This window comes from Micromonospora sp. NPDC048835, assembly GCF_040649995.1.
Taxonomy (GTDB): domain Bacteria; phylum Actinomycetota; class Actinomycetes; order Mycobacteriales; family Micromonosporaceae; genus Micromonospora.
The window spans coordinates 84,569-106,322 of sequence record NZ_JBEZGM010000018.1; the positions used below are offsets into that span (position 1 = coordinate 84,569).

At 70.1% G+C, this 21,754-nt stretch carries 17 protein-coding genes; 11 read left to right on the forward strand and 6 right to left on the reverse strand.

Annotated elements, in window-relative coordinates:
- Window positions 1–308: 308 nt before the first annotated feature.
- Complete coding sequence (locus AB0C15_RS21740; RefSeq protein ID WP_357354609.1) at window positions 309–950, forward strand: hypothetical protein; 642 nt, start codon at window positions 309–311, stop codon at window positions 948–950.
- 214 nt (window positions 951–1,164) lie between these two features.
- On the forward strand, window positions 1,165–1,551 hold the full coding sequence (locus AB0C15_RS21745) for a hypothetical protein (protein WP_357354611.1): 387 nt from the start codon (window positions 1,165–1,167) through the stop codon (window positions 1,549–1,551).
- 67 nt (window positions 1,552–1,618) lie between these two features.
- Here AB0C15_RS21745 and AB0C15_RS21750 read toward each other — a convergent pair whose 3' ends face one another.
- The 3 genes from AB0C15_RS21750 to zwf form a co-directional block, all read right to left on the reverse strand.
- Window positions 1,619–2,020, reverse strand: coding sequence for a DUF4260 domain-containing protein (locus AB0C15_RS21750; protein ID WP_357354613.1), 402 nt, complete (start codon window positions 2,018–2,020; stop codon window positions 1,619–1,621).
- A 263-nt stretch (window positions 2,021–2,283) separates the two neighbouring features.
- Window positions 2,284–5,115, reverse strand: coding sequence for an immunoglobulin-like domain-containing protein (locus AB0C15_RS21755; RefSeq protein ID WP_357354615.1), 2,832 nt, complete (start codon window positions 5,113–5,115; stop codon window positions 2,284–2,286).
- 368 nt (window positions 5,116–5,483) lie between these two features.
- Window positions 5,484–6,977: a glucose-6-phosphate dehydrogenase gene (gene zwf / locus AB0C15_RS21760; protein ID WP_357354617.1), complete on the reverse strand. Its 1,494-nt coding sequence runs from the start codon at window positions 6,975–6,977 to the stop codon at window positions 5,484–5,486.
- 276 nt (window positions 6,978–7,253) lie between these two features.
- Between zwf and AB0C15_RS21765 the strand changes: the two genes are divergently transcribed.
- Together AB0C15_RS21765 and AB0C15_RS21770 are read left to right on the forward strand one after the other, a co-directional pair.
- Complete coding sequence (locus AB0C15_RS21765; RefSeq protein ID WP_357354619.1) at window positions 7,254–7,721, forward strand: hypothetical protein; 468 nt, start codon at window positions 7,254–7,256, stop codon at window positions 7,719–7,721.
- A gap of 62 nt (window positions 7,722–7,783) precedes the next feature.
- Entirely contained in the window at window positions 7,784–10,000 is a 2,217-nt protein-coding gene (locus tag AB0C15_RS21770) for an NB-ARC domain-containing protein (protein WP_357354621.1), read from the forward strand.
- Window positions 10,001–10,042: 42 nt separating this feature from the next.
- Here AB0C15_RS21770 and AB0C15_RS21775 read toward each other — a convergent pair whose 3' ends face one another.
- Window positions 10,043–10,798: an SUMF1/EgtB/PvdO family nonheme iron enzyme gene (locus AB0C15_RS21775; RefSeq protein ID WP_357354623.1), complete on the reverse strand. Its 756-nt coding sequence runs from the start codon at window positions 10,796–10,798 to the stop codon at window positions 10,043–10,045.
- Window positions 10,799–10,878: 80 nt separating this feature from the next.
- On the opposite strand from AB0C15_RS21775, the gene AB0C15_RS21780 reads away from it, so the two are divergent.
- Both AB0C15_RS21780 and AB0C15_RS21785 read left to right on the forward strand, forming a co-directional pair.
- Window positions 10,879–11,217 (forward strand): hypothetical protein, encoded by a 339-nt coding sequence (locus AB0C15_RS21780; protein ID WP_357354625.1) that lies wholly within the window; start codon window positions 10,879–10,881, stop codon window positions 11,215–11,217.
- A gap of 198 nt (window positions 11,218–11,415) precedes the next feature.
- Window positions 11,416–12,501 (forward strand): branched-chain amino acid aminotransferase, encoded by a 1,086-nt coding sequence (locus tag AB0C15_RS21785; RefSeq protein ID WP_357354627.1) that lies wholly within the window; start codon window positions 11,416–11,418, stop codon window positions 12,499–12,501.
- A gap of 52 nt (window positions 12,502–12,553) precedes the next feature.
- Here the strand turns inward: AB0C15_RS21785 and AB0C15_RS21790 are convergent, their stop codons facing one another.
- On the reverse strand, window positions 12,554–13,783 hold the full coding sequence (locus tag AB0C15_RS21790; protein ID WP_357354629.1) for a helix-turn-helix domain-containing protein: 1,230 nt from the start codon (window positions 13,781–13,783) through the stop codon (window positions 12,554–12,556).
- 246 nt (window positions 13,784–14,029) lie between these two features.
- Here AB0C15_RS21790 and AB0C15_RS21795 point away from each other — a divergent pair, with 246 nt between their 5' ends.
- The 5 genes from AB0C15_RS21795 (at window position 14,030) to AB0C15_RS21815 (ending at window position 20,281) form a co-directional block, all read left to right on the forward strand.
- On the forward strand, window positions 14,030–14,947 hold the full coding sequence (locus AB0C15_RS21795) for a dihydrodipicolinate synthase family protein (protein ID WP_357354631.1): 918 nt from the start codon (window positions 14,030–14,032) through the stop codon (window positions 14,945–14,947).
- A gap of 178 nt (window positions 14,948–15,125) precedes the next feature.
- Window positions 15,126–17,168 (forward strand): M6 family metalloprotease domain-containing protein, encoded by a 2,043-nt coding sequence (locus AB0C15_RS21800; protein WP_357354633.1) that lies wholly within the window; start codon window positions 15,126–15,128, stop codon window positions 17,166–17,168.
- 85 nt (window positions 17,169–17,253) lie between these two features.
- The gene (locus AB0C15_RS21805; RefSeq protein WP_357354635.1) at window positions 17,254–17,688 is read left to right on the forward strand and encodes a hypothetical protein; all 435 of its coding nucleotides are present in this window, start codon (window positions 17,254–17,256) and stop codon (window positions 17,686–17,688) included.
- The gene (locus AB0C15_RS21810; RefSeq protein ID WP_357354637.1) at window positions 17,685–18,263 is read left to right on the forward strand and encodes a TlpA disulfide reductase family protein; all 579 of its coding nucleotides are present in this window, start codon (window positions 17,685–17,687) and stop codon (window positions 18,261–18,263) included. Before AB0C15_RS21805 ends, AB0C15_RS21810 begins: the two co-directional genes overlap by 4 nt.
- 122 nt (window positions 18,264–18,385) lie before the next feature.
- The gene (locus tag AB0C15_RS21815; protein WP_357354639.1) at window positions 18,386–20,281 is read left to right on the forward strand and encodes a CocE/NonD family hydrolase; all 1,896 of its coding nucleotides are present in this window, start codon (window positions 18,386–18,388) and stop codon (window positions 20,279–20,281) included.
- A 148-nt stretch (window positions 20,282–20,429) separates the two neighbouring features.
- On the opposite strand, the gene AB0C15_RS21820 is transcribed toward AB0C15_RS21815, so the two are convergent.
- Window positions 20,430–21,674 carry a PQQ-dependent sugar dehydrogenase gene (locus AB0C15_RS21820; protein ID WP_357354641.1) on the reverse strand — a complete coding sequence of 415 codons (1,245 nt, stop codon included), beginning with the start codon at window positions 21,672–21,674 and terminating at the stop codon, window positions 20,430–20,432.
- Between the last annotated feature and the right edge of the window lie 80 nt (window positions 21,675–21,754).

A 21,754-nucleotide genomic window follows, 5' to 3' on the forward strand; every position in this document is an offset into this window, starting at 1 on the left:
AAGGACTGCGCCACCAGTCGATGGGTGGGTCGAACGGTCCATAACCCTGCGTAGAGGGTGGAGATCGCACGCATGATCACGCCGACGGCGGCCCGGTCAACTGACCCAGGACACCGGACTGCCAGGCGAGGTCGGGCTCCACGTGATGCGTGACGGATTTGTGTCGGAGGTGGCGTGACCCCACCGGCTGGAACGGCGTGCGTGTCCTCGATCATGGAGTCATGCGTCATGTCCTGGACGATCCTTCGGGGTTGTCGCCGAGAGCCAGTCGCTTCCTGAGGTACGCCGCGGAGCGAACCTCGTTCGACGTGTCGGATTGGCCAGCGTTGGACGAGCTCAGGTCGGTGTTGAGCCAGATGCCAGGCGTGGACGTCCAGGCGACGCTGACCCTGTTTCGGCGAGCAGCGGCCCGGTACGGGGGACTGCGGTACCGCAGTGTCGCCTGGTCGTTCGAAGAGACGGTCACGTTCGTGCCGGTCCCCTGGGCAGCAGGCGAGTACGGCCCCGAGGACCAGGACGCGATGTGCGAACTCGTTGAGCACGACGTCGCGCACCCGTACGCGGTCTGGCTGCGCGGCGACGGCGCGGTCGTCTACTGCTTCACCGGCCCACACTCACCACCGGTGGTGCCCGTGTTTCCTGGCATCGACGCGATGCTCGAAGCCGAGGCGCTCTACCAGGAATGCGCCACCTGGACCCCGGTTTCGCTCGACGACGCGCCAGGTCTGGCGGCGGTCGAGGCACACGCCGCGCGCCTCACCCCGATACCTGAGGCGTACGGGTACACCGAGCACTGGTGGGAGCAGGACGGCTTCCGGCTGCACATCTGGAAAACGTTCGCCGCGATATTCCCCGGCCAAGGCGTCGGGTGGGCGATGTGGGCCGGTAACCGTTCCGGCGAACTGGCCGCCCGAGCCTTCCTGGCGCGGGCAAGGACGGTGACGTCCTAGGATCGGCCGGTGCTGGCTGGACGACCCGTGACAAGGACTGGTATTCGCGAGCGCTGAGCAAGGATGGTCCGGTCACCGCGTATCTCTTCCGCTGCCGGCACTGCGGCAGTCACCTCGCGTACTCCGACTCGACCCTGACCGCTCCGAACGGGATCGATCAACAAGACCGCCGATCTCCTCAACGGCCGGGTGACGAGGTTGGTTGGATGGCGCAATGGACTACCGGAAGCTCTTCGCGGACGTGCATCGACGGCCGGGGATGTTCACGCTGGACGGGTCGTTCCACGACTTCACGGTCTTCGTCCGGGGCTGCGAGGCTGGCAACGACTGGCAGTTGCTAGCAGGCTTCCGTGAGTGGCTGGTTGCCCGCTGCGGGCGCGGCGACAACCTGATCTGGGAGGCGCTGGTGTTGCACCATGCGTTCCCGGACGGGCCGCCGCATCGCGACGAGCTTGAGGCGGATGCTGAGCTCAACCATGTGGCCGTCGAAACGTTGTTTCGGCTGCTTGACGAGTACCTACAGCGGCGAACCGAGCATGGCGGCCTGGCGACGATCTTCGATGAGTACGTCACGTGGAAGAAGACACAGACCTGGTCGTGACTCATGCGGTGGCGGCGACATGCTGCGTTCCGTGGCGGGGGTGCCGGCTCCTGATCCCGGATGTCCGTCAAAGCCGGTCGGAGGCTCTGGCCTTGCCGATCAAGCCGAGGTGGGTGTGCTCGAATCCTTCGGCTGTCTTGAGGCCGTAGCCGAGGCCGCGATCGACGGCGATGTGGAACACCCAGGCAAGGGCCAGAATTCCGAGCCAACTGATCGGGTCGCCGAACCCGGCTGCGGCCACGGCTACCGCGCCCAGCGTGGCCGGTAGCGCGTAGGAGTGCGCCAGGTTGTAGCAGAAGGCCCCGAGGCGTGGCCCGCGAAGGTAGCCCAGCATGGACAGATCGAAGACCAGAAAGAGGGCAAGCAGTGACCACCACGGGTACCCGACGGTGACGGTCACGACGACGGCGAGAGCCGCGACGACGAGGCCCTCGACGCGCTGCACCGCGACCGGACTCAGATACGGCATCCCACACCTCGATGTCGGTCAGGGGCACTTGTGGGTTCTTCCCGCTGCGTGCCTGACCACGGGAAGAGGATAGACCGATGGTGGCGACCCTCGTGCCCTGTTGCCGGACAACAGCTTCGTGGCCGGCGACCAGCCGCCCCGCCAGGCGTTGACGAGCCGTTCGACCTCGACCGGGGGCGCCGGCTCGGGCGGGCGAGATCCATTGATCTCGCCCGCCCTCTACCGTTGGGCGCTTGAATTACGTGGCGCAGTGCCCGTGCCGGCTACCGCACCCGCAACTTCTGGTGGTTGGCCGCGTGGGGTCGGTAGGTCGGGTTGCCGGAGTAGGCGACGTGGACCTGGTAGACCCCGGGTCGCAGGTCGGCGGTCTGCAGTTCGACGACGGCCTTACCGTCCGCCAGGGGCACGATCTGCACCGTGCCGCCGAAGGTGACGGTCACCTCGCCGGTAGGGGTCGGAGCGTGATGCTTCGGCCCGCCCGCCGCCCCCACGGTCACGTCCAATCTAAACGTGCCCCCGCGGACGACCGACGCCGGCGTCGCCTTCGCCTTGACCTTGACGGCGGCCGGGCCGGCGGGCACCTCGAACGACGCCGTACCCGCCGACGCCTTCAGGTGGTCGAAGCCGAGGTATTCGGCCTTGACCGTCCGGGCACCTGCGGGCAGACCCGTCGGCAGCGTGACCGTGGCCGTGCCGTCGCTGAGGTGGGCGACCGTCGACCAGGAGCCGATGCTGAACCGCACCTTACCGCCGGTCTCGAACCCGTCGGATGCCGTGACCGTCGCGGTGGCGGTGGTCGTCTGGGCCCCGCTCGCGTACGGCTCGACCGCCAGCTCGGTGGTGGTCGTGACGTCGCTGTTCGGGATTCCGCGGATGTCGTTCCACTCGCGGACGGTCAACGGGATCACGGTGCCGTGCCGCGGGCGCACGACACCCGCGTTGGTCATCGTGATCGCCTTGGCGTTCCAGGTCGGGGCCTCGATGTTCTCGTGGCACGCGGCCTGGTAGCCGCCGCCGTTCGTGTACCGGTCACCCCAGAGGTAGAACTGGCCGGGGCAGGAGGTGTCCCCGGGGTTGGCCTTGAAGATGACCGGTCCCTCGTACCCCTGGTTGGCGACCCACGTGGTGCGCCCCAGAGCCGGCGCGACCATCGTCCAGTTGTTGATGTTGCTGTCCAGGAAGTCGGTGTGCTTCTCCGAGAAGATGTCCGAGCCCTGGTTGCCGGCCTCGTTCTTGGTCACCCGGTAGTACTGGTCGCCGACCTTGATCGCGGTCGTGTCGATCCGCGACAGCGGGGCCGGGTTCTGCCAGACCTGCGGGGCGGAGAACGTCCGGAAGTCCCGCGTCGTGGCGTACCACATCTGCGCGTTGCCCTGACCGGTGCGGTTCACCGGGTCGCTCCACAGCGACTGCGCCCAGAACACGACGTACGCGCCGATCTCCTCGACCCAGAGCGACTCGGGTGCGAAGGCGTTGCCCGCGTCGTCGGGTGCGACCTTGACGTGCCGCTGGGGGGTCCAGTTCACCAGGTCGTGCGACTCGAACACCTCGATGTACTGGGTGTCGTTGATGGCGTATCCGCCCTGGTCGTACCAGTTCAGGTCGGTGGCGATCATGTAGAACGTGTCGCCGTCGGGTGAGCGGACGATGTGCGGGTCACGAAGGCCCTGGTCGCCAAGCTGGGAGATGAGCGACGGCCGGCCTCCGGTCAGACCGGTCCAGTCCAGGGCGGTGTTCCCGTTGGACGTGGCGAACATGATCTGTTCGCCGTCGGCGATTCCCTCACCCTTGAAGTACCCCATGAAGTACCGCTCGTACTCCTCGGATCGCGGCATGGCGGTGATGGTCACCGGGAACGACTTCGTGCGCGAGGCCGCGCCCCTGGTGATGCTCGCCGTCAGGGTGGCGGCGACATCGTCGTGGCCGAAGGCCGGGCGGGTCACCTCGCCCGTCGGGGTGACGAGGTCGGTGGTCGACGTCCAGGTGATCGTGGAGCCGAACTCGCCCTTGGCGGTGAGGTCGAGGTTTCCGCGCACGTCGTCGGTGGCCTGCAGGGTCAGGTCGGAGGTGTCACGGTCGACCGCCCGGGCGTCGTCGAACTCGGCCTTGACCACGACGGGGATCTCCCGGGTGGTGACCTCCTGGGCGCCCTTGCGGACAGTCGCCGTGAGCGTGGCCGTCGCGTCGGGTTGCCCCTGCGCGGGCCGTTTGATCGTGCCGGTCACCGCGACCTTGCGGGCGCTGGCGACGGCCGGCGGGGTGTAGACCGCGACAACCGACGGGTCCGAACTCGTCCAGGTGATCGTCGAGCCCGCCGCGGCGCCCGTCTTGGGCAGAACGATATCGCGTACGACCGCACTGGTCAGGCCGAGGTCGATGGCCGCGGCGTCGGCGCGGACGCCGTCGGAGACGGTCCTGTCGGCCAGGGCGAGTGTCTCGTCGGGGCTCACTGCCCGGTCGTACACCCGGAAGTCCCGGATGGTTCCCCGGAACGAGTAGTGACCCGACGTCTGCGAGCGGCCGAGGAAGTTGCAGTTGGTGCCCGCGGCGCTCACCGACGGCGGTGTGGTCAGGTTCGTCGACGTCGCGTGCAGCACGCCGTCGAGGTAGACCCTGCCGGTCCAGCTCGTGCCGTTGGAGTTCAGGGACTGGGTGTAGGTGACGTGCGTCCACGCTCCCTCGAGCATGCGCACCCGGTTCTGCTGGACGTTCGTCGGACCCACCGCGACCCGGAACCGCTGCGTGTTCGACGCGAAGATGGACCCCTCGGCGCCGGTGTCGACGTCGCACGAGCCGGACTTGCGACCGAAACTCCACATCTGGTGCTCGCCGACGTTCGCCGGGTCGACCCGCACGTCATAGTCGACGGTCAGGTTGGACATGCCGGCGGTGATGTCGTTCGGCAGCGCCACGTAGGCGCCGTCGAGCGCGCTCTCGTACGAGTCGGGGTTGAACCGGACCCCTTCGCCGGTCAGGGTCGCCTTGCCGGGATTCACCAACGTGGCGTTCGCCGCCGGGCCCGCGCTGCCCGAGTTGACCAACGTCGTCCCGCTGGTCTCGTCGAGGGCGAAGTGGTGCACCAGCCCCGCGTCCACCTGCTCCCCGGCAGCGTAGGAGGGCGTCGCCGCGACCGAGACCGACAGAAGCGCACCCAGTGCCAGGACCGCGACGCCCCTACCCTTCCGACTCGACCCGGTACGTGGCCTTCGCTGTCGCAGTCTCAATGGATCCTCCTTGGCCGGCGGTGGGCTCGCTCCAATGTAAACGGCCTGTTAACGCTAACTACGGGGTGCTGTCGGGTCAACGCAGCGCGTTGCGGTCCACCGGCGATCGAGGGCAGGCTTCGGGTACGCGGCACCGCGACGAGCACCGGAGGTGTCACACCTCTTCGGCGCGCGCCGTGTGTCGACCGTGCGGTCGGGTGATCGGACTCAGCAGCCCGGTCACACTCGTCGGCGCAGAGTCAGGCGGAGTTGCGCCACTTGCGGCCGTTGCGGCCGATCAGCCGGTCGGCGTCGGTCGGGCCCCAGGAGGCCGCCTCGTAGGTGGGAATCGGCGAGCTGTCCTTCGCCCAGTTGTCGATGATCGGGTCGACGATCCGCCAGCACTGCTGCACCTCGTCACTGCGGATGAACAGCGACGCGTCACCGATCAGCGAGTCCAGGAGCAGACGCTCGTACGCCTCCGGGGACTCCTCGACGAACGTCTGGTCGTAGGAGAACTCCATGGTGGCGGTGCGGACCCGGAACGAGTGTCCCGGCACCTTCGCGCCGAAGCGCAGCGAGATCCCCTCGTTCGGCTGGATCCGCAGGATCAGCGCGTCCGCATCGAGGCCGGTGAGCTGGTCGGTCGGGATCGGCAGGTGCGGCGGCCGCTGGAACTGCAGCGCCACCTCGGTGAGCCGGGCCGGTAGGCGCTTGCCGGTGCGTACGTAGAACGGCACCCCCGCCCACCGCCAGTTGTCCACGTTGAGCCGCATCGCGGCGTAGGTCTCGGTCCGCGACAGGGGGTCGACGCCGGCCTCCTCGCGGTAACCGGCCATCAGCTCCTCGCGGGTGCCGCCCCGGGTGTACTGTCCGCGGACCGCGGCCTCGGCGATGTCCCGGTCGGTGGGGAGCCGGATCGCCTGCAGCAGCTTGACCTTCTCGTTGCGCAGGCCCTCAGCCTCGAATGAGGCCGGCGGCTCCATCAGTGCCAGCGCGAGCACCTGAAGCACGTGGTTCTGCACGATGTCGCGCATCGCGCCGGCGTCCTCGTAGAAGCCGCCGCGGCTGCCGACGCCGAGGGTCTCGGCGACGGTGATCTGCACGTGGTCGACCCAGGAACGATCCCAGATCGGCTGGAAGATCGAATTCGCGAAACGCAGCGCCAGCACGTTCTGGACGGTGTCCTTGCCCAGATAGTGATCGATACGGAAGACCTGGTGCTCGTCGAACGCGCTGTGCACGACGCCGTCGAGTTCGCGGGCCGTGACCAGGTCGCGTCCGTACGGCTTCTCGATGACCAGGCGGGAGAAGGAGCCTTCGCGGGGCCGGTTGAGCCCGACACCGGCCAGCCCGTTGATCACCGGCTCGAAGGCCCCGGCCGGGGTGGACAGGTAGAAGAGCCGATTGCCGGACGTGCCCCGCTGTGCGTCCAGCTCGTCGAGGGTCCCCACGAGCCGCTTGTAGGTCTCCGGGTCGTCGTAACCGCCGGCCACGTACCGCACGCCGCCCTGGAGCTGGCGCTTGCTGGCGAGGGTGCGTTCGCCGAGGGCGCTCTCCGCGAACTGCTCGTCGGTCATCGGCGTGCGCGCGACGCCGACCAGCGCGAACTGGTCCGGAAGCCGCTCGTGCCGAGCCAGGCTCTCGATCGCGGGCAGCAGCTTACGCCGGGTCAGATCACCGGAGGCACCGAAGATGACCAGCGTGGCCGGCGGGGCACTCCGCTCCTGAATGAGCTGAGGTGCGTGGTCCATGGTCTGCGTTCCTCCGGGCACAAGAGGTGTGAGGTCGAGGGCGTGCTGTCATGCCGGCAATCGTGCGGCGGTGGCGGCCGTGTCCGGGCTGTCCGGCGTTTCCACTCCTCCCGCGGTCCCGGCGTACTGCCGCTGCACCCCGATGGTGTGCACACCCTTTCTAGGTCACGGTGTCATCAAGGATCAACACCCCGTCCGGATCGCCCAACGCGTGGACGATGCACGCCCGCGCGTCCTGGGCACTTCGGCGTGGAGCTGAGCTGGCATCATGGCCGCATGCCGAGCGATCTCTGGCTGTCGATGGTCTCGCTGGGTGGCGTAGTCCTCGGCGGCGCCCTGTCCTTCGGGGTGCAGCATCAGACCCAGCGCTCGGCGGAGCGGGCCGAGGAACGGCGACGCGGTCTTGCTCTGGCGGAGAGCCGCCGCGCGGAACGGCTCGCCCAGCTCGAGAGGTTCATCGAGGTGACGGCTGACGCGGAGCGGTGCGCCTTCGACCGTCCGACGAGCTGGACGGCCGGCGACGATTGGCACGAGGCGACGCAGGCGGTGATGAACCGGGTCTGGGTCTCGGAGCGCCTGATCCGGTTGACGTTCCCGCTCGCGGTGCACGAGGCGGCGCGGGCCTACTTCCTCGACCTCAACCGCGTCGTCTGGGAGGGGCTGCCGGACGGGGAGAGCGTGCGGGACTATCTCGAGGCGAACCGCCTGGCGTTCCTCGACGCGGCGAGGGTGGCAGTCGCTTGAGTGGCGCCATAGGGCGTGGTGGTCCGCGTCGTGTCACCGGAGATGGCGGTCCTGGACGGCTGGTGGCGCTGCTGCTGGTGACGGTGTCCAGTCTGCTCTCGGTCGTACTGGCCGTCGTGGTCAACGTGGCGACCGGCGGTGACCTGCCCGAGCCGGTCGCGGCGTACGGCTGGTTGGCCTGGCCCACGGTCGCCGTCCTGACCCTCACCGGGGTCGGTCTCGCCCTGTGGCAGCACCGGCTGGGACAGGCCAGCCAGCCTGCTGCGCCACCGGTCTCCCCGCCGATGGACGACCCTGCTCCGCCGAGTGAACTTCCGATCGTGCCCCGACTCGTCGGCCGCGAGGCGGAGCTGGCCACTGTCGAGGAACTGGTCGAGGCGGGTACGCAGGTCGTCGTCATCTGCGCGGCGGGGGGCACCGGAAAGTCGGCGCTCGCCCTGTCGTACGCCCATGGGGTTCGTGAGCACTTCCCGGACGGCCAGTTGTACGTCGCGCTGGGCGGGGCCAGCGCCGCCCCCGTGCAACCACAGGAAGCGCTGATCCGGATGCTCCGTGCGGTCGGCCGCGACGCTGAGGAACGGCGGGGCACGCTCGACGAGCTGTCCTCGCGCTTCCGGTCGGCGGTTGCCGACCGACGGCTTCTCGTCCTGCTCGACGACGCCTCCGACGCGGCGCAGGTACGACCGCTGGTTCCTGCTGGCACAGGTTGTCTCACCGTGGTCACGAGTCGTCGGCTGCTCACCGATCTGCCGGGGGCCGCGGTGCTGACCCTCGACCCGCTGCCGCCCGGGCAGGCACTCGACCTGTTGACTGCCACTGTCGGAGCGGACCGGGTCGCGGCCGACCCGTCGGGCGCACGACGGTTGGTCGAGATCTGCGCGGGGCTACCGCTTGCGGTGTGCATCGTCGGATCTCGGCTCCGAGCCCGACCCGGCTGGACTCCGTCCGCCCTCGCGGACCGTCTGGCGGACGAGAACCGCCGCCTCGACGAGCTGCGGGTGGGGGACGGCGCCATCAGGTCCACCTTCCAGCCCACGTACGACGAGTTGAGCGACGTGGACCGGCTGGTGTTCCGGCGAGCCGGGGCGCACCCGGGGGTGATGTTCGGCCTCGAGTCGGCGGCCCGACGGTGCGGACTCGATCGACAGGTGGTGCAGGATGCCTTGGACCGGCTGGTGGACGCCTTCCTGATCGAGGCGCCCACACCGTCGAGTTACCGGCTGCACGACCTCCTGCGGTTGTTCGCCGGTGAGATGTTGCAGCGACACGAGACGCCCGGCGACCGTGTCGCCTGTCTGACCCGGCAACTGGACTGGCTGCGGGGCCTTGCCGCATCCGGCGGCGACGTCACGGATGAGCGCGACAACATCCTGGCCGTGCTGCGCACCGCGGTTGCGCAGGGACTCACCGATCAGGCCTGGGCACTGGTGGAGGCGGTGCACCCGCTGCTGACCGCAGCCGACGACCACCGCTACCGGTTACAGCTGTGGCGGTCGGTGGAGCGGGCGGCGGCCGATGACCGCAGGAGGGTGCGGGCGCTGCGATGGATCTCGCACTCCTACGGACTGGCCGGCGAAATTGAGCGTGAGCTGGCCACCGCGCGCGAGGCCGTCGCCGTCGCCGAACGACTCGGCGATTCGGGAGAGCTGGCGCAGACCGCGCGCCGGCTGGGCGAGGCGCTGCGGGCGCACGGTCATCCCGATGAGGCGGAACGGCAACTGCTCCGAGCCCTGCGACTGTTCCAACAATCGCAGGTGGTCGAGGAGGAGATCGAGGTTCGCGCCGCCCTCGGGACCCTCTACAACACCCTTCGACGTCCGGAGCGCAGCATCCCCGTGCTGGAACGAGCGGAAGCGCTCCTCGCACCGCCGGAGACGGCGGTGCACGGCTACGTCCTCCTGGGGTTGGCCGCAGGGCACAAGCTGGCCGGCAACCCGACGAAGGCGTCCGCCCTGACGAGGCGGGCCTTCAGCGTCGCCGACCGCCTGGACGACGAGTTCCTCCGCGGATACTGCCTCCACGAGCGTGGCTGGCTCGCCGTCGAGGACGAGCGGCACCGTGACGCCGACAGGGACTTCCGCGCGATGCTGGAGATCTTCCAGCGGATCCGACACGGTGCCGGGACAGGCGCGGCGCACCAGGCTCTCGGATCGGTCGCCGCAGCGCAGGGCCGTCGGGATGAGGCAGTACAGGCGTTCCGGGCGGCGATCAACGAGTACGAGAGGCTTGGCAACGGGAAGCTCGCCGACGAGGCCAGGGGTTCGCTGTCGGAGCTGTAATCGCCGCGCCGATCATGACCGGGGTCGGGGCGATCGGCTCGGTCACTGGCGTGGCAGTGGTGCGGCCGGGCGTACCGCCGCGAAGTTGGCGTGCTCGTACCGGGTGGCCGAGAGCAGTAGCAGCCATTCGTCGCAACCCTGCCACGGATAGAGATCGGCGGCTCCGCCGCGCACAGTGCGGGGCCCGTCGCCGGCCCGTGGTCGCGCGTCTGCCGGCGCGCCGTCGAACCCGGGGATCCACACATCGGCGCAGAGCTCGTTCGCCGACCCCATCGCCACCAGCCCGAACGCGTTCTCGCCCGCGACCGTCCGCGTCTCGTCACCGAAATCGTCGAGCAGTTGGTCCTCGTCGGGTTTCGCGTCCCCGCGGAACGTCAGCGTGGTGGTGCCGGCTCGCGCCGCGTACTCCCACTGCGCCTCGCTGGGCAGCATGAACGGCAACAGCTTGAGCAGGTCGTCCAGGTCGCCTTCAAGTCGGGCCGTGCTCGTGTCCGCCTCGGCGTAGTCGTCCTCGTAATCGGGCAGCCAGTGCTGGACCTGCGCCACCGTCAGCGGGTGCCGGGCGAGCAGGAACGGCTCGACCCGCACCTCGCGCACCGGCTGTGCGGTCTTGGCATAGGCGAGGAACGGCTCAATGGTGTCCTCGACTTCTCCGCCGCGCTCGATCGCGCGTAGCACATCCAGCTCCGCCTCGGACAGCCCCATCCGGAACGTGCCACCCGGAACCTCCCGAAACACGACTCCCGAAGGGACATGCCGCCATGCCGGTCGCCCGGCCACGGATTCCTCAGTCCACATGGCGGCGAACGCTAGCAGCCAACCCGTCCGGCGGTCTCTCCCGATGGCCCCGCAGCAGGCACTGCTGGCCTAGTCCCTGCGTGAGCGACTACGTCATCCGCCCGATTCGCGCCCATGAGTGGCGCGAGGTTCGGGCACTGCGTCTGGAGGCGTTGAGAGACGAGGACGCCCCGCTGGCCTTCGTCGAGTCCTACGAGGAGGGCGCCGCCCAGCCTGACGAGTTCTGGCAGACGCGCGCCCAGGGTTCCTCCGACGATGGGGGACCGCAGACGGGGGCACGCCAGTTCGTCGCGATCGCCGGTGACGGCACCTGGGTGGGAACGTCCGTCGCACTTGTCGAGAAGGCGGGGTTCACGGCCACCGGGATGAGTTTCCACGGATCTCTCGGCCCGGAGATCGAGATGGCCCGCGTCCTCTGATCCGGAGAGACCGGCAAGCGCGGAGCACCGCTCGTCGCCCCGGATCGAGGTCGTGCCGCCCCTCCGGGTCGCTGTCCGCTGTCTACGATCGGCGACGAGATGGTCGGTACTCTGCACCTGTCATCCGACAAACCTCCCCTGCGTGTTCGCTTGCGGTGACCTGAGCGCCAGGGATGCGCCCATTGAGAGGACCCGGCGATGAGCCTGTCGTTCCCGTTGCACCAGAATCCGAGCCCGGCGAGCGCGGAGCGGCGAGCCGAGATCATGGCGGATCCGGGGTTCGGCAGGTACTTCACCGACCACATGGCACGGGCGGTGTGGAAGCCGGAAGGCGGCTGGCAGGATTCCGAGATCATCCCCTTCGGTCCGATCCTCATGCACCCGGCGGCGGCGGTGCTGCACTACGCCCAGGAGATCTTCGAGGGGATGAAGGCGTACCGGCATGCGGACGGCTCGATCTGGTCGTTCCGGCCGCACGCCAACGGCGAGCGCTTCGCCCGGTCCGCTCGCCGGCTGGCCCTGCCCGAGCTGCCGGTGCCGGACTTCATCGCCTCGGTCGAGGGGCTGGTCCGGGCCGATCAGGTGTGGGTGCCGGACGAGGACGAGTACAGCGTGTACCTGCGGCCGTTCATGTTCGCGTCCGAGCCGTTCCTGGGTGTCCGCCCGGCGAAGGAGATCACCTACATGGTGATCGCCTGCCCGGTCGGCGCGTACTTCTCCGGTGGCGTCAAACCGGTCTCCATCTGGCTCTCCTCCACCTACACCCGGGCGGCCCGGGGCGGCACGGGCGAGGCGAAGTGCGGCGGCAACTACGCCTCCAGCCTCGCGCCGATGGTCGAGGCCGCCGAGCACGGCTGTGAGCAGGTCTGTTTCCTGGACGCCGCAGAGGGCCGCTACGTGGAGGAACTCGGCGGCATGAACCTCTACTTCATCACGGCGGACGGCAGGATCATCACCCCGGAACTCGGCACGATCCTCGAGGGCGTCACCCGGGGGTCGATCCTCATCCTCGCCAAGGACCTGGGCCTGGAGGTCGAGGAGCGCCCGGTGGAGATCCGGGAGTGGCAGGAGGGCGTGGCGTCCGGCGCGATCACCGAGGTCTTCGCCTGTGGCACCGGCGCCGTGGTCACGCCGGTCGGACGGCTGGTCTGGGAGGGTGGCGAGGTGACAGCTCCGAAGGCCGGCGCCGAGGACTCGGTGACGATGCGGCTGCGCCGCCGCCTGCTCGACATCCAGTACGGCCGGGTCGCCGACCCGCACGGCTGGATGACCCGCCTGGTCTGACCGGATTCGCCCGGGACCGGCGGCCCGGCCGGCGGCGAACGCGCGGGTGCTGTCACGCCGTGCGGTAGTGGCCGCTCAGCCGACCGAGCTTCATCGCCAGGTGTAGGCACAGTCGCTCGTTGCCGTCCTTGAGGTCGGTCCCGGCGAGCTGCTCCACCCGTTGTAGGCGGTAGTAGAGCGTGGTCCGGTGCAGCCGGAGCCTCTCGGCGGTCGCGTGCGCGTTGCCCGCCAGGTCCAGGTAGGCCTCCAGGGTCTCCAGCAGCACCTGGTGGGCATCGTCGCGCAGCAGCCGCTCCAACCCGGGGTGGACGCCCCCGACGTCGAGGTGCTGACTGTCCAGTTGCGACAGCACCCGGTAGATGCCCAGGCCGGCCCAGGAGACCACCCGGCCCAGCGCGGGCAGTTGGGTGCCGACCCGGGCGGCCTGCGCGGCCTCCTGGTAGGACTCGACCGCGCTGGAGAGCCCGGGACGGGGCTGGCCGATCCCGGTCACGGTCCGGTCCACCGAGGCCAGGCCCCGGGTCGCCGTTGCCAACGCCTCGTCCAGGTGCCCGGCCGATGCCTCCGGCGAGGGCTTGCCGGCGACCCGGTTGCCGCACACCAGCAGCACCCCGTGGTCGTGCCAGACCAGGTGCAGCGTCTCCCGTACGCCGATCCACCGGCGGGTGGTGACCAGAGCCTGTTCCAGTGCGATCCGGGCCATCTCGTCGGGCTGCCGCCCGCCGGCCGGGACGAGCTGGGCGACGAGCGCGACGGTCGACCCGTCGGCGGCAAGCACGCCCTCCTCCAGCAACGCCCGCGCCGCGTGGTCGCGCGCCTGCGGGCTCTCCACCAGGAGGGCGCGGGTGCCCTCGGTCTCCCGCTGCGAGGCCAGCTCACCGAGCAGGTTCTCCCGGTACAGGGCCAACGACAGGTCGGTGAAGGGACCGGTCGCGGTGGCGATGTCGGCGTCGGTCATCGAACCGTCCGCGTCGATGAACCAGACGAACCCGAGCAGCAGGTCGTCGTGCCGGATCGGCACGCAGACCCGCGCCAGCAGGTCCAGCTCGGGGCACGCGGGGGTGCGGAGCGGTGCGTGCGCGGTGAGCACACCCATGCCCCGGAACCAGGCGATCACCTCCGGCGTCGTCTGCCGGCGCAGGATCGACGTGCGGCGGACCTCGTCCATCGGGCCGTCGTGCTCGCTGTAGGCGACCACCCGCTGCCGCCGGTCCTCGATGAGGGCGGGTCGCCCCACCCGGGCGGCGACGGCGTCGACGATTCGCTGGAGCTCACCGTGCATCTATCTCCCAAGGTTGCGCTGCGTGACAGGGATCGCGCGACCGCCAGTCCTTACCCTCTGGTGCGGACCGGGCATCGCGCAAGGTCCACTGTCGAAGTCACGACAAAAAGACGGCAGGTGTCGCGACGGTTCCGGCACCTGTCCGAAGACCGGAGGTGACGGCGGTTCCTAGGGTTCCGGTACCGACCGCACCAGCACGTGCGGCTGGCATGACAGGCGGTGCCGGTGCGGAGAGGGGATCCCGGAGTGGGAACAGGTAGGCCCTGGCGGGGTGTGCTGGTCGCGATCACCACGCCGTTCCGCGCCGACCTGTCGGTCGACTACGACCGGCTCCAGGAGCACGTCCGGTGGCTCGCCGCCGAGGGGTGCCACGGGGTCGCGCCGTGCGCGTCGATGGGGGAGTACCGGGCCCTCTCCGACGACGAGCGGGCCGCAGTCGTGCGGGCGACGGTGCAGGCCGCGCCGTCCGACTGCGCGGTGTTGCCCGGGGTCGGCGGTTACGGCAGCAGGCAGGCCCGCCACTGGGCGGAGCAGGCCGCCGAGGCCGGCGCCGACGGCGTGTTCGCGCGGCCACCCGCCGGGCCCGCCGCCGGCCCCGCCGACGTGGTCGCCCACTACCGGGAGGTCGCGGCGGTCGGCCTGCCGGTGGTCGCCCACGACGAGCCGTACGACACCCGACTGGACCTCACGCCGGACCTGTTGGCGAGGATCGCCGAGATCGACGGGATCGTCGCGGTCAAGGAGGTCACCGGCGACGTCCGTCGGCTGCACCGCCTGCGGGACCTCTGCCCCCACATCGACGTGCTCGTCGGCGTCGACGACGTGGCGCTGGAACTGGTGCTGTGCGGCGCAGCGGGATGGGTCGCCGGCCTGCCCAACGCGCTACCCCGCCAGGCCGTGCGCCTCTACGAGCTGTGCGTCGCCCGTGACCTGGGCCGGGCGCTGCCGCTCTACGCCGAGCTGCACCCGATCCTCGGTTGGGCCGCCCGGCCCGAGTCGGTGCAGGCCGTCAAGCTCGCCATGGAGTGCGCCGGGCGGTTCGGTGGCCGGTGCCGTCCTCCGCGTGGGCCGCTGCCCGCGCCGACCGTCGACCGGGTGCGCCGGGACGTGCGGCGGGCGCTCGCGGCCGCCACCGAACCGGCGTCCGGGGCCGGTCCCGGCTGACCCACCGGGGGCCGCGGGTCCTTCAGGTGTCGGAAGTCCCCGGCCCACCTGCCGACATCTGCACGGTGACCGGCACCGGCCCGCCCTCCTAGATTCGCTGCGCGGCCTGCTGACAGGCGTCCCGCCAAACCCCCACCGGGGCGCCGGCGCCGCGTTTCCTCCGACGAGAGGTGATTTCGTGCACCGTACCCCCCATCGAACCCGGCTGCGGCGGGCCGTGCTGGCCGCCGCCGTGGTGACCACACTCGTGGCGACCGGGGCGGCGCAGGCCGCCGCGGCCCCGGCCAATCCGGCCGGCGGCACCGCGCCCTTCCAGGTCCTCGACCCGCAGGCCTGGCAGAACCCGGACACGATGACCTGGAACGACTACCAGGCCGTGCCCGGGAAGAACTGGGCCGACCCGAGCGTGACGGGCTCGGTCCGCAACTTCAAGATCGCCCTGGTGGCGCTCGACTATCCCGATGAGACGTTCGCGGTCTCCCAGCGGGCCCGCTCGACGGTCTTCGGCAACCCCCAGTCCGTCGCGACGAACATCCCCCGGGCCGATGTGCCGAAGTTCTACCAGGACTTCCTGAACACCCCGAACACCCTCAACAAGGGCCACACCCTGCACGAGTACTGGATGCAGGACTCCAACGGCCGCTACGGCGTCGACCTCGCCGGGTTCGGGCCGTACCAGATGCCGGCGAAGTCCTACCAGTACGGGCTGGACAACGGGTTCAACCCGGGCGCCTGCCCGAGCGGGGACGTGTGCGGCAAGAACATCCGCACCGACGGCCTGGGCGCCTGGCGGGCGGCCGTCGGCGAGGAGGTCGCCAACCAGTACGAGCTGGTGTTCATCCTCAGCGCCGGCCAGGACGAGTCGTCGACCTGGCAGGAGTTCGGGCAGATGATCTTCCAGAACAAGGAGGACGTGCCGGACGCCTGGGGCCCACCGGACCCCACCATGCCGAACTGGGCCAAGACCCGCTACGTGGACTGGACCTCGTGGAAGGCGGCGGCGACGCTGTGGCCGAACGCCGGCGGCGGCTCCTCGACGCAGGGCGAGAGTTCCGGCATGGGCGTCTACGCCCACGAGTTGACCCACCTGCTGGGCATCGGTGACAACTACAACAACCCGTACGGCGAGCCGCTGCGCCGGGCGTACACCGGGATCTGGAGCATGATGTCGCGCGGGTCGTTCAACGGCCCGGGAGGTCCGCACACCCGCTGGCAGATCCCGCCCACCAACGGCGGCTCGATGGGTTCGCTGCACACGGTGCGGGACAAACTCAAGATCGGCCTGCTCGGCGAGGAGCACGTGCTGCGGCTGTCGCGGGAGTCGCTCGCCTCCTCGGGCCTGGTGGTCGCCCAGGTCACGGCGCGGGCGGTCGACGCCGGCCCGAAGGGTCTGACCGGCGTGAACATCGCGCTGAACAAGGACCTGTCGCCGGCGTGCGGGGTCAGCACGGACCCGCTGTGCGACGGCGGCAGTTTCAACAACTACACGGTCGAGGTCGTCGACCGGATGGGGGCGGACTCCTTCACTCCGGACAGCGGCGTGTTGCTGAGCAAGACGAAGAACGCCGACAGCGCACCGTTCCAGTGGGTGGTGGACGCCAACCCGCAGGACATCGACATGATCGACTTCTACCGGCCGGACGGCACCCCGCAGAAGATCACAATGGGTGACTACCGGCAGCTCTCCGACGCGCTGTTCCACGCCGGCGCGGACACCGGCAGCGAGTACGAGTACGTCGACGAGGCCAACCGGCTGCACTTCTACGTCATCGACCTGAAGCGTGACGCGGCCGGTTCGCTCTCGTACACGGTGGCGGTGCGTTCGCTGGACGGCACCGGCGGGCCGAGCGCCCACGGCGTGACGCTGGGCAAGGGTGAGGTGACCGGCGGCGGCAAGCCGACCAACCGCGGGGTGACCTGCTCGTTCGAGCTGACCAACACCGGCTCCTACTCGGCCGGCGGGCAGCAGCACCCGGAGGATGCCACCGCGTACCTGAAGTCGGACGTCTACCGCCTGTCGGCGGAGGTGGCCGGCAAGGGCTGGCGGACCTGGCTGCCCAACCGGATCGCCACCGCGCAGTTCGGCAAGACCACCACGGTCAAGGTGTCGGTGGGCGCCACCGCCGCCGCCGCGAACACCGGCTTCGTGAAGCTCACCGCCACCTCGGAGAGCGACCCGACGAAGACGGAGACCAAGCAGTGCCGGGTCGAGAAGTCCTGACCGACGCCCGAGGCTGAACCCGATCCTGCCTGGTCCGTGGCGGCAGACCGCCACGGACCAGGCAGGCGGGCGAGAGGAGGATGACGTGCGGCGAAGCACCATGACGCTGCTGGCCCTGCTGCTGGTCGGGGCGACCGGCTGCGGCACCGCCGACGCCGCCCCGGAGGCGGTCTCCCCGACGACCGTCCGGGTGCTGGTTCGCGACATCAACATCCGGGCCGCCGGCGTGGACTGCGCCGGCACCGGCCCGTACCAGCACTTCCACAACCGGGCCCCGTTCCGGGTGCTCGACGCGGACGGAGCGGCGCTGGCCAGCGGACAACTGCCGGCAGGCACCGCCGTGGCCGCCTTCGACGAGGACCTGGGCGTCGAGCGCCTGCCCACCTACTGCGAGTTCAACGTCGGTGTACGCGTGCCGCAGCGAGCCTCCTACCGGCTTGAGGTGGACGGCCGGCCGACGCTCGACCTGACGCCGGACAGCAGCGAGGGCCCCGCCCTGGTGGCGGTGGTGCCGTCATGAGACGAGCACTCCTGCCGCTGCTGGTGCTGGCGGCCCTGCTGGGCGGATGCCGCACACCCGAGCCCGCGCCCGCGCCGGCCCCCGCCGGCGGGGCGGCGACGATGCCCGGGCCGGTCCCCGTCGACCTGGCGTTGCGCCCGCCGCCCGGCACCGCTGCGCCCGCCCCGGCGTTCACCGGCGCGCTCACCGACGGCACACCGCTCGTCGCCGCCGACCTGTGGGCGCAGCGCCCCGTCGTGCTGACCTTCTTCAACTCCTGGTGCACCACCTGCGCCAGCCAGCAGGCCGCGCTCAGTGAGCTGGCCCGCAGCTACCGGGACCGGGTGGTCTTCGTCGGCGTGGCCGGCGCGGACCAGGCCGACGACGTCCAGGACTACCTCCGCACCCACCGGGTGGAGTATCCGGTCGTCGTGGACGACAAGCAGACCATCTGGCGGTCGTACGCGGTGCGGGAGCCGCCGGCCGTCGTGCTGGTGGCCAAGGGTGGCGCCCTGCTGCGGGGCTGGCCGGGTGGCCTGGACGCCCCGACGCTCGACAAGCGGCTGCGGGAGCTGGTGCTCGCCGAACAGCCGTAGCCCCGCGGCCCCGCCACCTGCGCCACGTCGAACCGCACCCGGCGAAGTTCCTACACGTGCAGGTGGTGGCACCGACCACCGGCTCGTAGCGTACGCAGCCTCGGACACATCAAGGAGAACGCATGGCTACAGTGGGAACGCGCTGGCGTAGAGGCGTGGCCGTCCTGTCCGCGACGGTGCTCGCCGCCCTCGGCGCGGCGCCGCAGGCGATGGCGGCGGACAACCCGCCGTCGATCGTCGTCCAGGACGGCGTCACCCAGCCGGTGTTCGGCTACGCCGACGCCATCCGGGAACGCCTCTTCATCGACTCCACCTTCGACAGTGACAACGACGGTCTGCGCGACATCATCGCGTTCGACCTGATGCGGCCGGCGGCCACCGCGCAGGGGCTCAAGGCCCCGGTGGTGATGGACGCCAGCCCCTACTACTCGACGGTCTGCCGGGGCAACGAGTCCGAGTGCAAGGCGGACCTGGACGGCGACGGGCTGCTGGACAAGTGGCCGCTGTTCTACGACAACTACTTCGTGCCGCGCGGATACGCGGTCATCCTGCTGGACATGGTCGGCACCAACAACTCCACCGGCTGCCCGACGACGAACGCCAACCAGGACAATCTGAGCGCCAAGCAGGCCGTCAACTGGCTCAACGGCCGGGCCACCGCCCGTAACGCCGCCGGGCAGATCGTCAAGGCGGACTGGCACAACGGCAAGACCGGGATGATCGGCAAATCGTACGACGGCTCGCTGGCGATGGCCACGGCGGTGACCGGCGTGCCGGGCCTGACCACCGTCGTGCCGATCAGCGGACCGACCGAGTACTACGACTACGTGCGCAGCAACGGCGTCATCACCCGAGGCAACAGCTACGTGTCGTCGCTTGCCAACACGGTCACCAACCCGGAGCGTCGGGACTACTGCAAGCCGGTGCGCGACGCGATAGGCGCCGCCGACGGCGACGAACACGGCGACTACACGTCCTTCTGGAATGAGCGCAGTTACGTCAAGAAGGTCCCCAACGTCACCGCGAGCGTGCTGCTCTACCACGGTCTCAACGACGACAACGTCCGCCCGGACCACTTCAGCAAGTTCTGGTACGCCCTGGCGGAGAACAACGTGCCGCGCAAGCTGTGGCTGTCGCAGGAGGGCCACGTCGACCCGTTCGACTCGCGCCGCGCGGTGTGGGTGTCGACCCTGCACCGATGGTTCGACTTCTGGCTGCAGGGCGTCGCCAACGGCATCATGGACGAGCCGAGGGTCGACCTGGAGCGCTCGGCCGACGTGTGGGAGACCCACGCCGACTGGCCCATCCCGGGTAAGGCGGACACCGAGGTGTTCCTCCAGCCCGCCACCACCGGCGCGGGCGGTCTCGGGCTGGTGCCCACCGCGAAGCCGGCGACCGGGACGTTCCAGGACAGCCGTACGCAGAGCCAGAACACCATGGTCCTCAACCCGGACGTGGTGCAGCCCAACCGGCTGGCGTTCCTCTCCGCGCCACTGACCGCGCCGCTGCACATCTCCGGCACCCCCACCGTGCAGCTACGGGCCTCCGCCGACCAGACCGACACCAACCTCGGGGCGATCCTGGTCGACTACGGCACCGACGAGCGGGTCGCGCACCGCGCCTCCGGCGAGGGCATCATCACCCTGGACACGTCGGACTGCTGGGGCGAGAGCAGCCCGACCGACGACGGCTGCTACAAGCAGACGGCGAAGCGGGTGGCCACCGCCGACTACGAACTGGTCACCAAGGGCATCATGGACGCCCAGAACCGGCAGTCGATCCGCGTCGGCGTGCCGCTGGTGCCGGGGGAGTCGTACAACTTCGGTTTCCCGCTGCTGCCGGAGGACTACGTCTTCAAGCCCGGCCACCGGATCGGTGTGATCATCGTGGCCAGCTACCCGCAGTACTCCAGCCAGGCGGACACCACCGCCGCGAACCTGCGGGTCGCGCTGAAGAGCAGCAACATCGTACTGCCCGTGGTCGGCGGCACCGCCGCGGCACACGCCGCCGGCCTCTGACCGGCTGACCGCCGGCCGCCCGGCGCGGCCGAGCACCGGGGCGGCCCGGCGATCGACCCTCGATGAGGGACCGTCGATCGCCGGGCCGCCCGCCGCTGCGGAGGGTGCGACGGCCGCCGGACGCGGCCGTTCCCGGAGTGCTACCGGGTCAGCGGATCGCCGCCGTGGCGGTCGGGGTGGGCTGGACCTTCTCGAAGCGCACCTTGCTCAGCCAGCCCGGGAGGTCGCTGAGCACGTACAGCTCGCCGTTGACGTCGGCGCCGAACGCCGTCGGCTGGGTGGGGAAGGTGCCGATCTCCGCCGAGTCGTAGCCGCCGGTGGACCGCTGACGCAGGGCGAACGCGCGGGTCGAGCAGTAGTCGCTCGCGATGTAGGTGCCGCGCGCCTCCGGGGTGACCGACCCCCGGTACACCAGGCCGCCGATGATGGAGCAGTTCTCCGTCAGGTAGTGGTCGTACTCGGCGATCGGGTCGGTGAGCCGCACGCCCGGCCGGCACTGCGTCTGGTCGAATACCGGCGTGCCCTCCTTGCAGGACCAGCCGAGGTTCGCGCCCCGCTGGGACGGGCGGATGTGGTTGATCTCCTCGATCAGACCCTGGCCGACGTCGCCGATCCACAGCGAGTTGTCGACCGGGTCGATGGAGAACTTCCACGGGTTGCGCAGCCCGTACACCCAGATCTCCGGGCGCGCGCCAGGCGTTCGGACGAACGGGTTGTCCGAGGGTACGCAGTACGGCTTGCCCGCGCAGCTACGGTTCACGTCGATCCGCACGATCTTGCCGAGCAGGGTGCCGAGGTTCTGGCCGCTCTTGAACGGGTCGTTGGCGTTGCCGCCGTCGCCGGTCGACCAGTAGAGGTAGCCGTCGCGGCCGAACGCCACCTGGCCGCCGTTGTGGTTGCCGAACTCGGCGTGCTCCTGAGTGAGCAGCACCTGCAAGCGGTTCGGGGCGCCGAGGGGCACCCGCGCCAGCGTCAGCGCACCGGACGGCAGGCTGGTGTAGGCCACGTAGAGCATCCCGGTCCGCGCGAAGTTCGGCGCCGGCGTGATGCCCAGGAGGCCGCGCTCGTTGTCCGACGGGTCGATCCGGGCGCTCAGGTCGAGCACCGGATCGGCGGCCAGGCCGGTGTCGGGGTGGTAGGAGCGGACGGTGCCGTTCTTCTCCGCGATCAGCATGCGGCCGTCCGGCAGCCCGGTGATCGCGATCGGACGCTGCAGACCGAAGGCCACCCGTTCGGACACCACCGTCAGGTCGGTGAGTGGCACGGCGCGGGTGCGGGACGGGCCGGCCGTGGCGGTGCCGGCCCCCGAGCCCGGCGGTAACAGCACCGTGGACAGGACCAGGACGAGCAGCCCGGCCAGCAGGGTGGCCGGGCGATGACGCCGTCGTGACATGTTCAGCTCCTCGAGTAAGTGGGGTGGTGGATACGGTCTGGGAGCGTTCCCAACCTACATTGAGCTAGGTCAATCTCCAA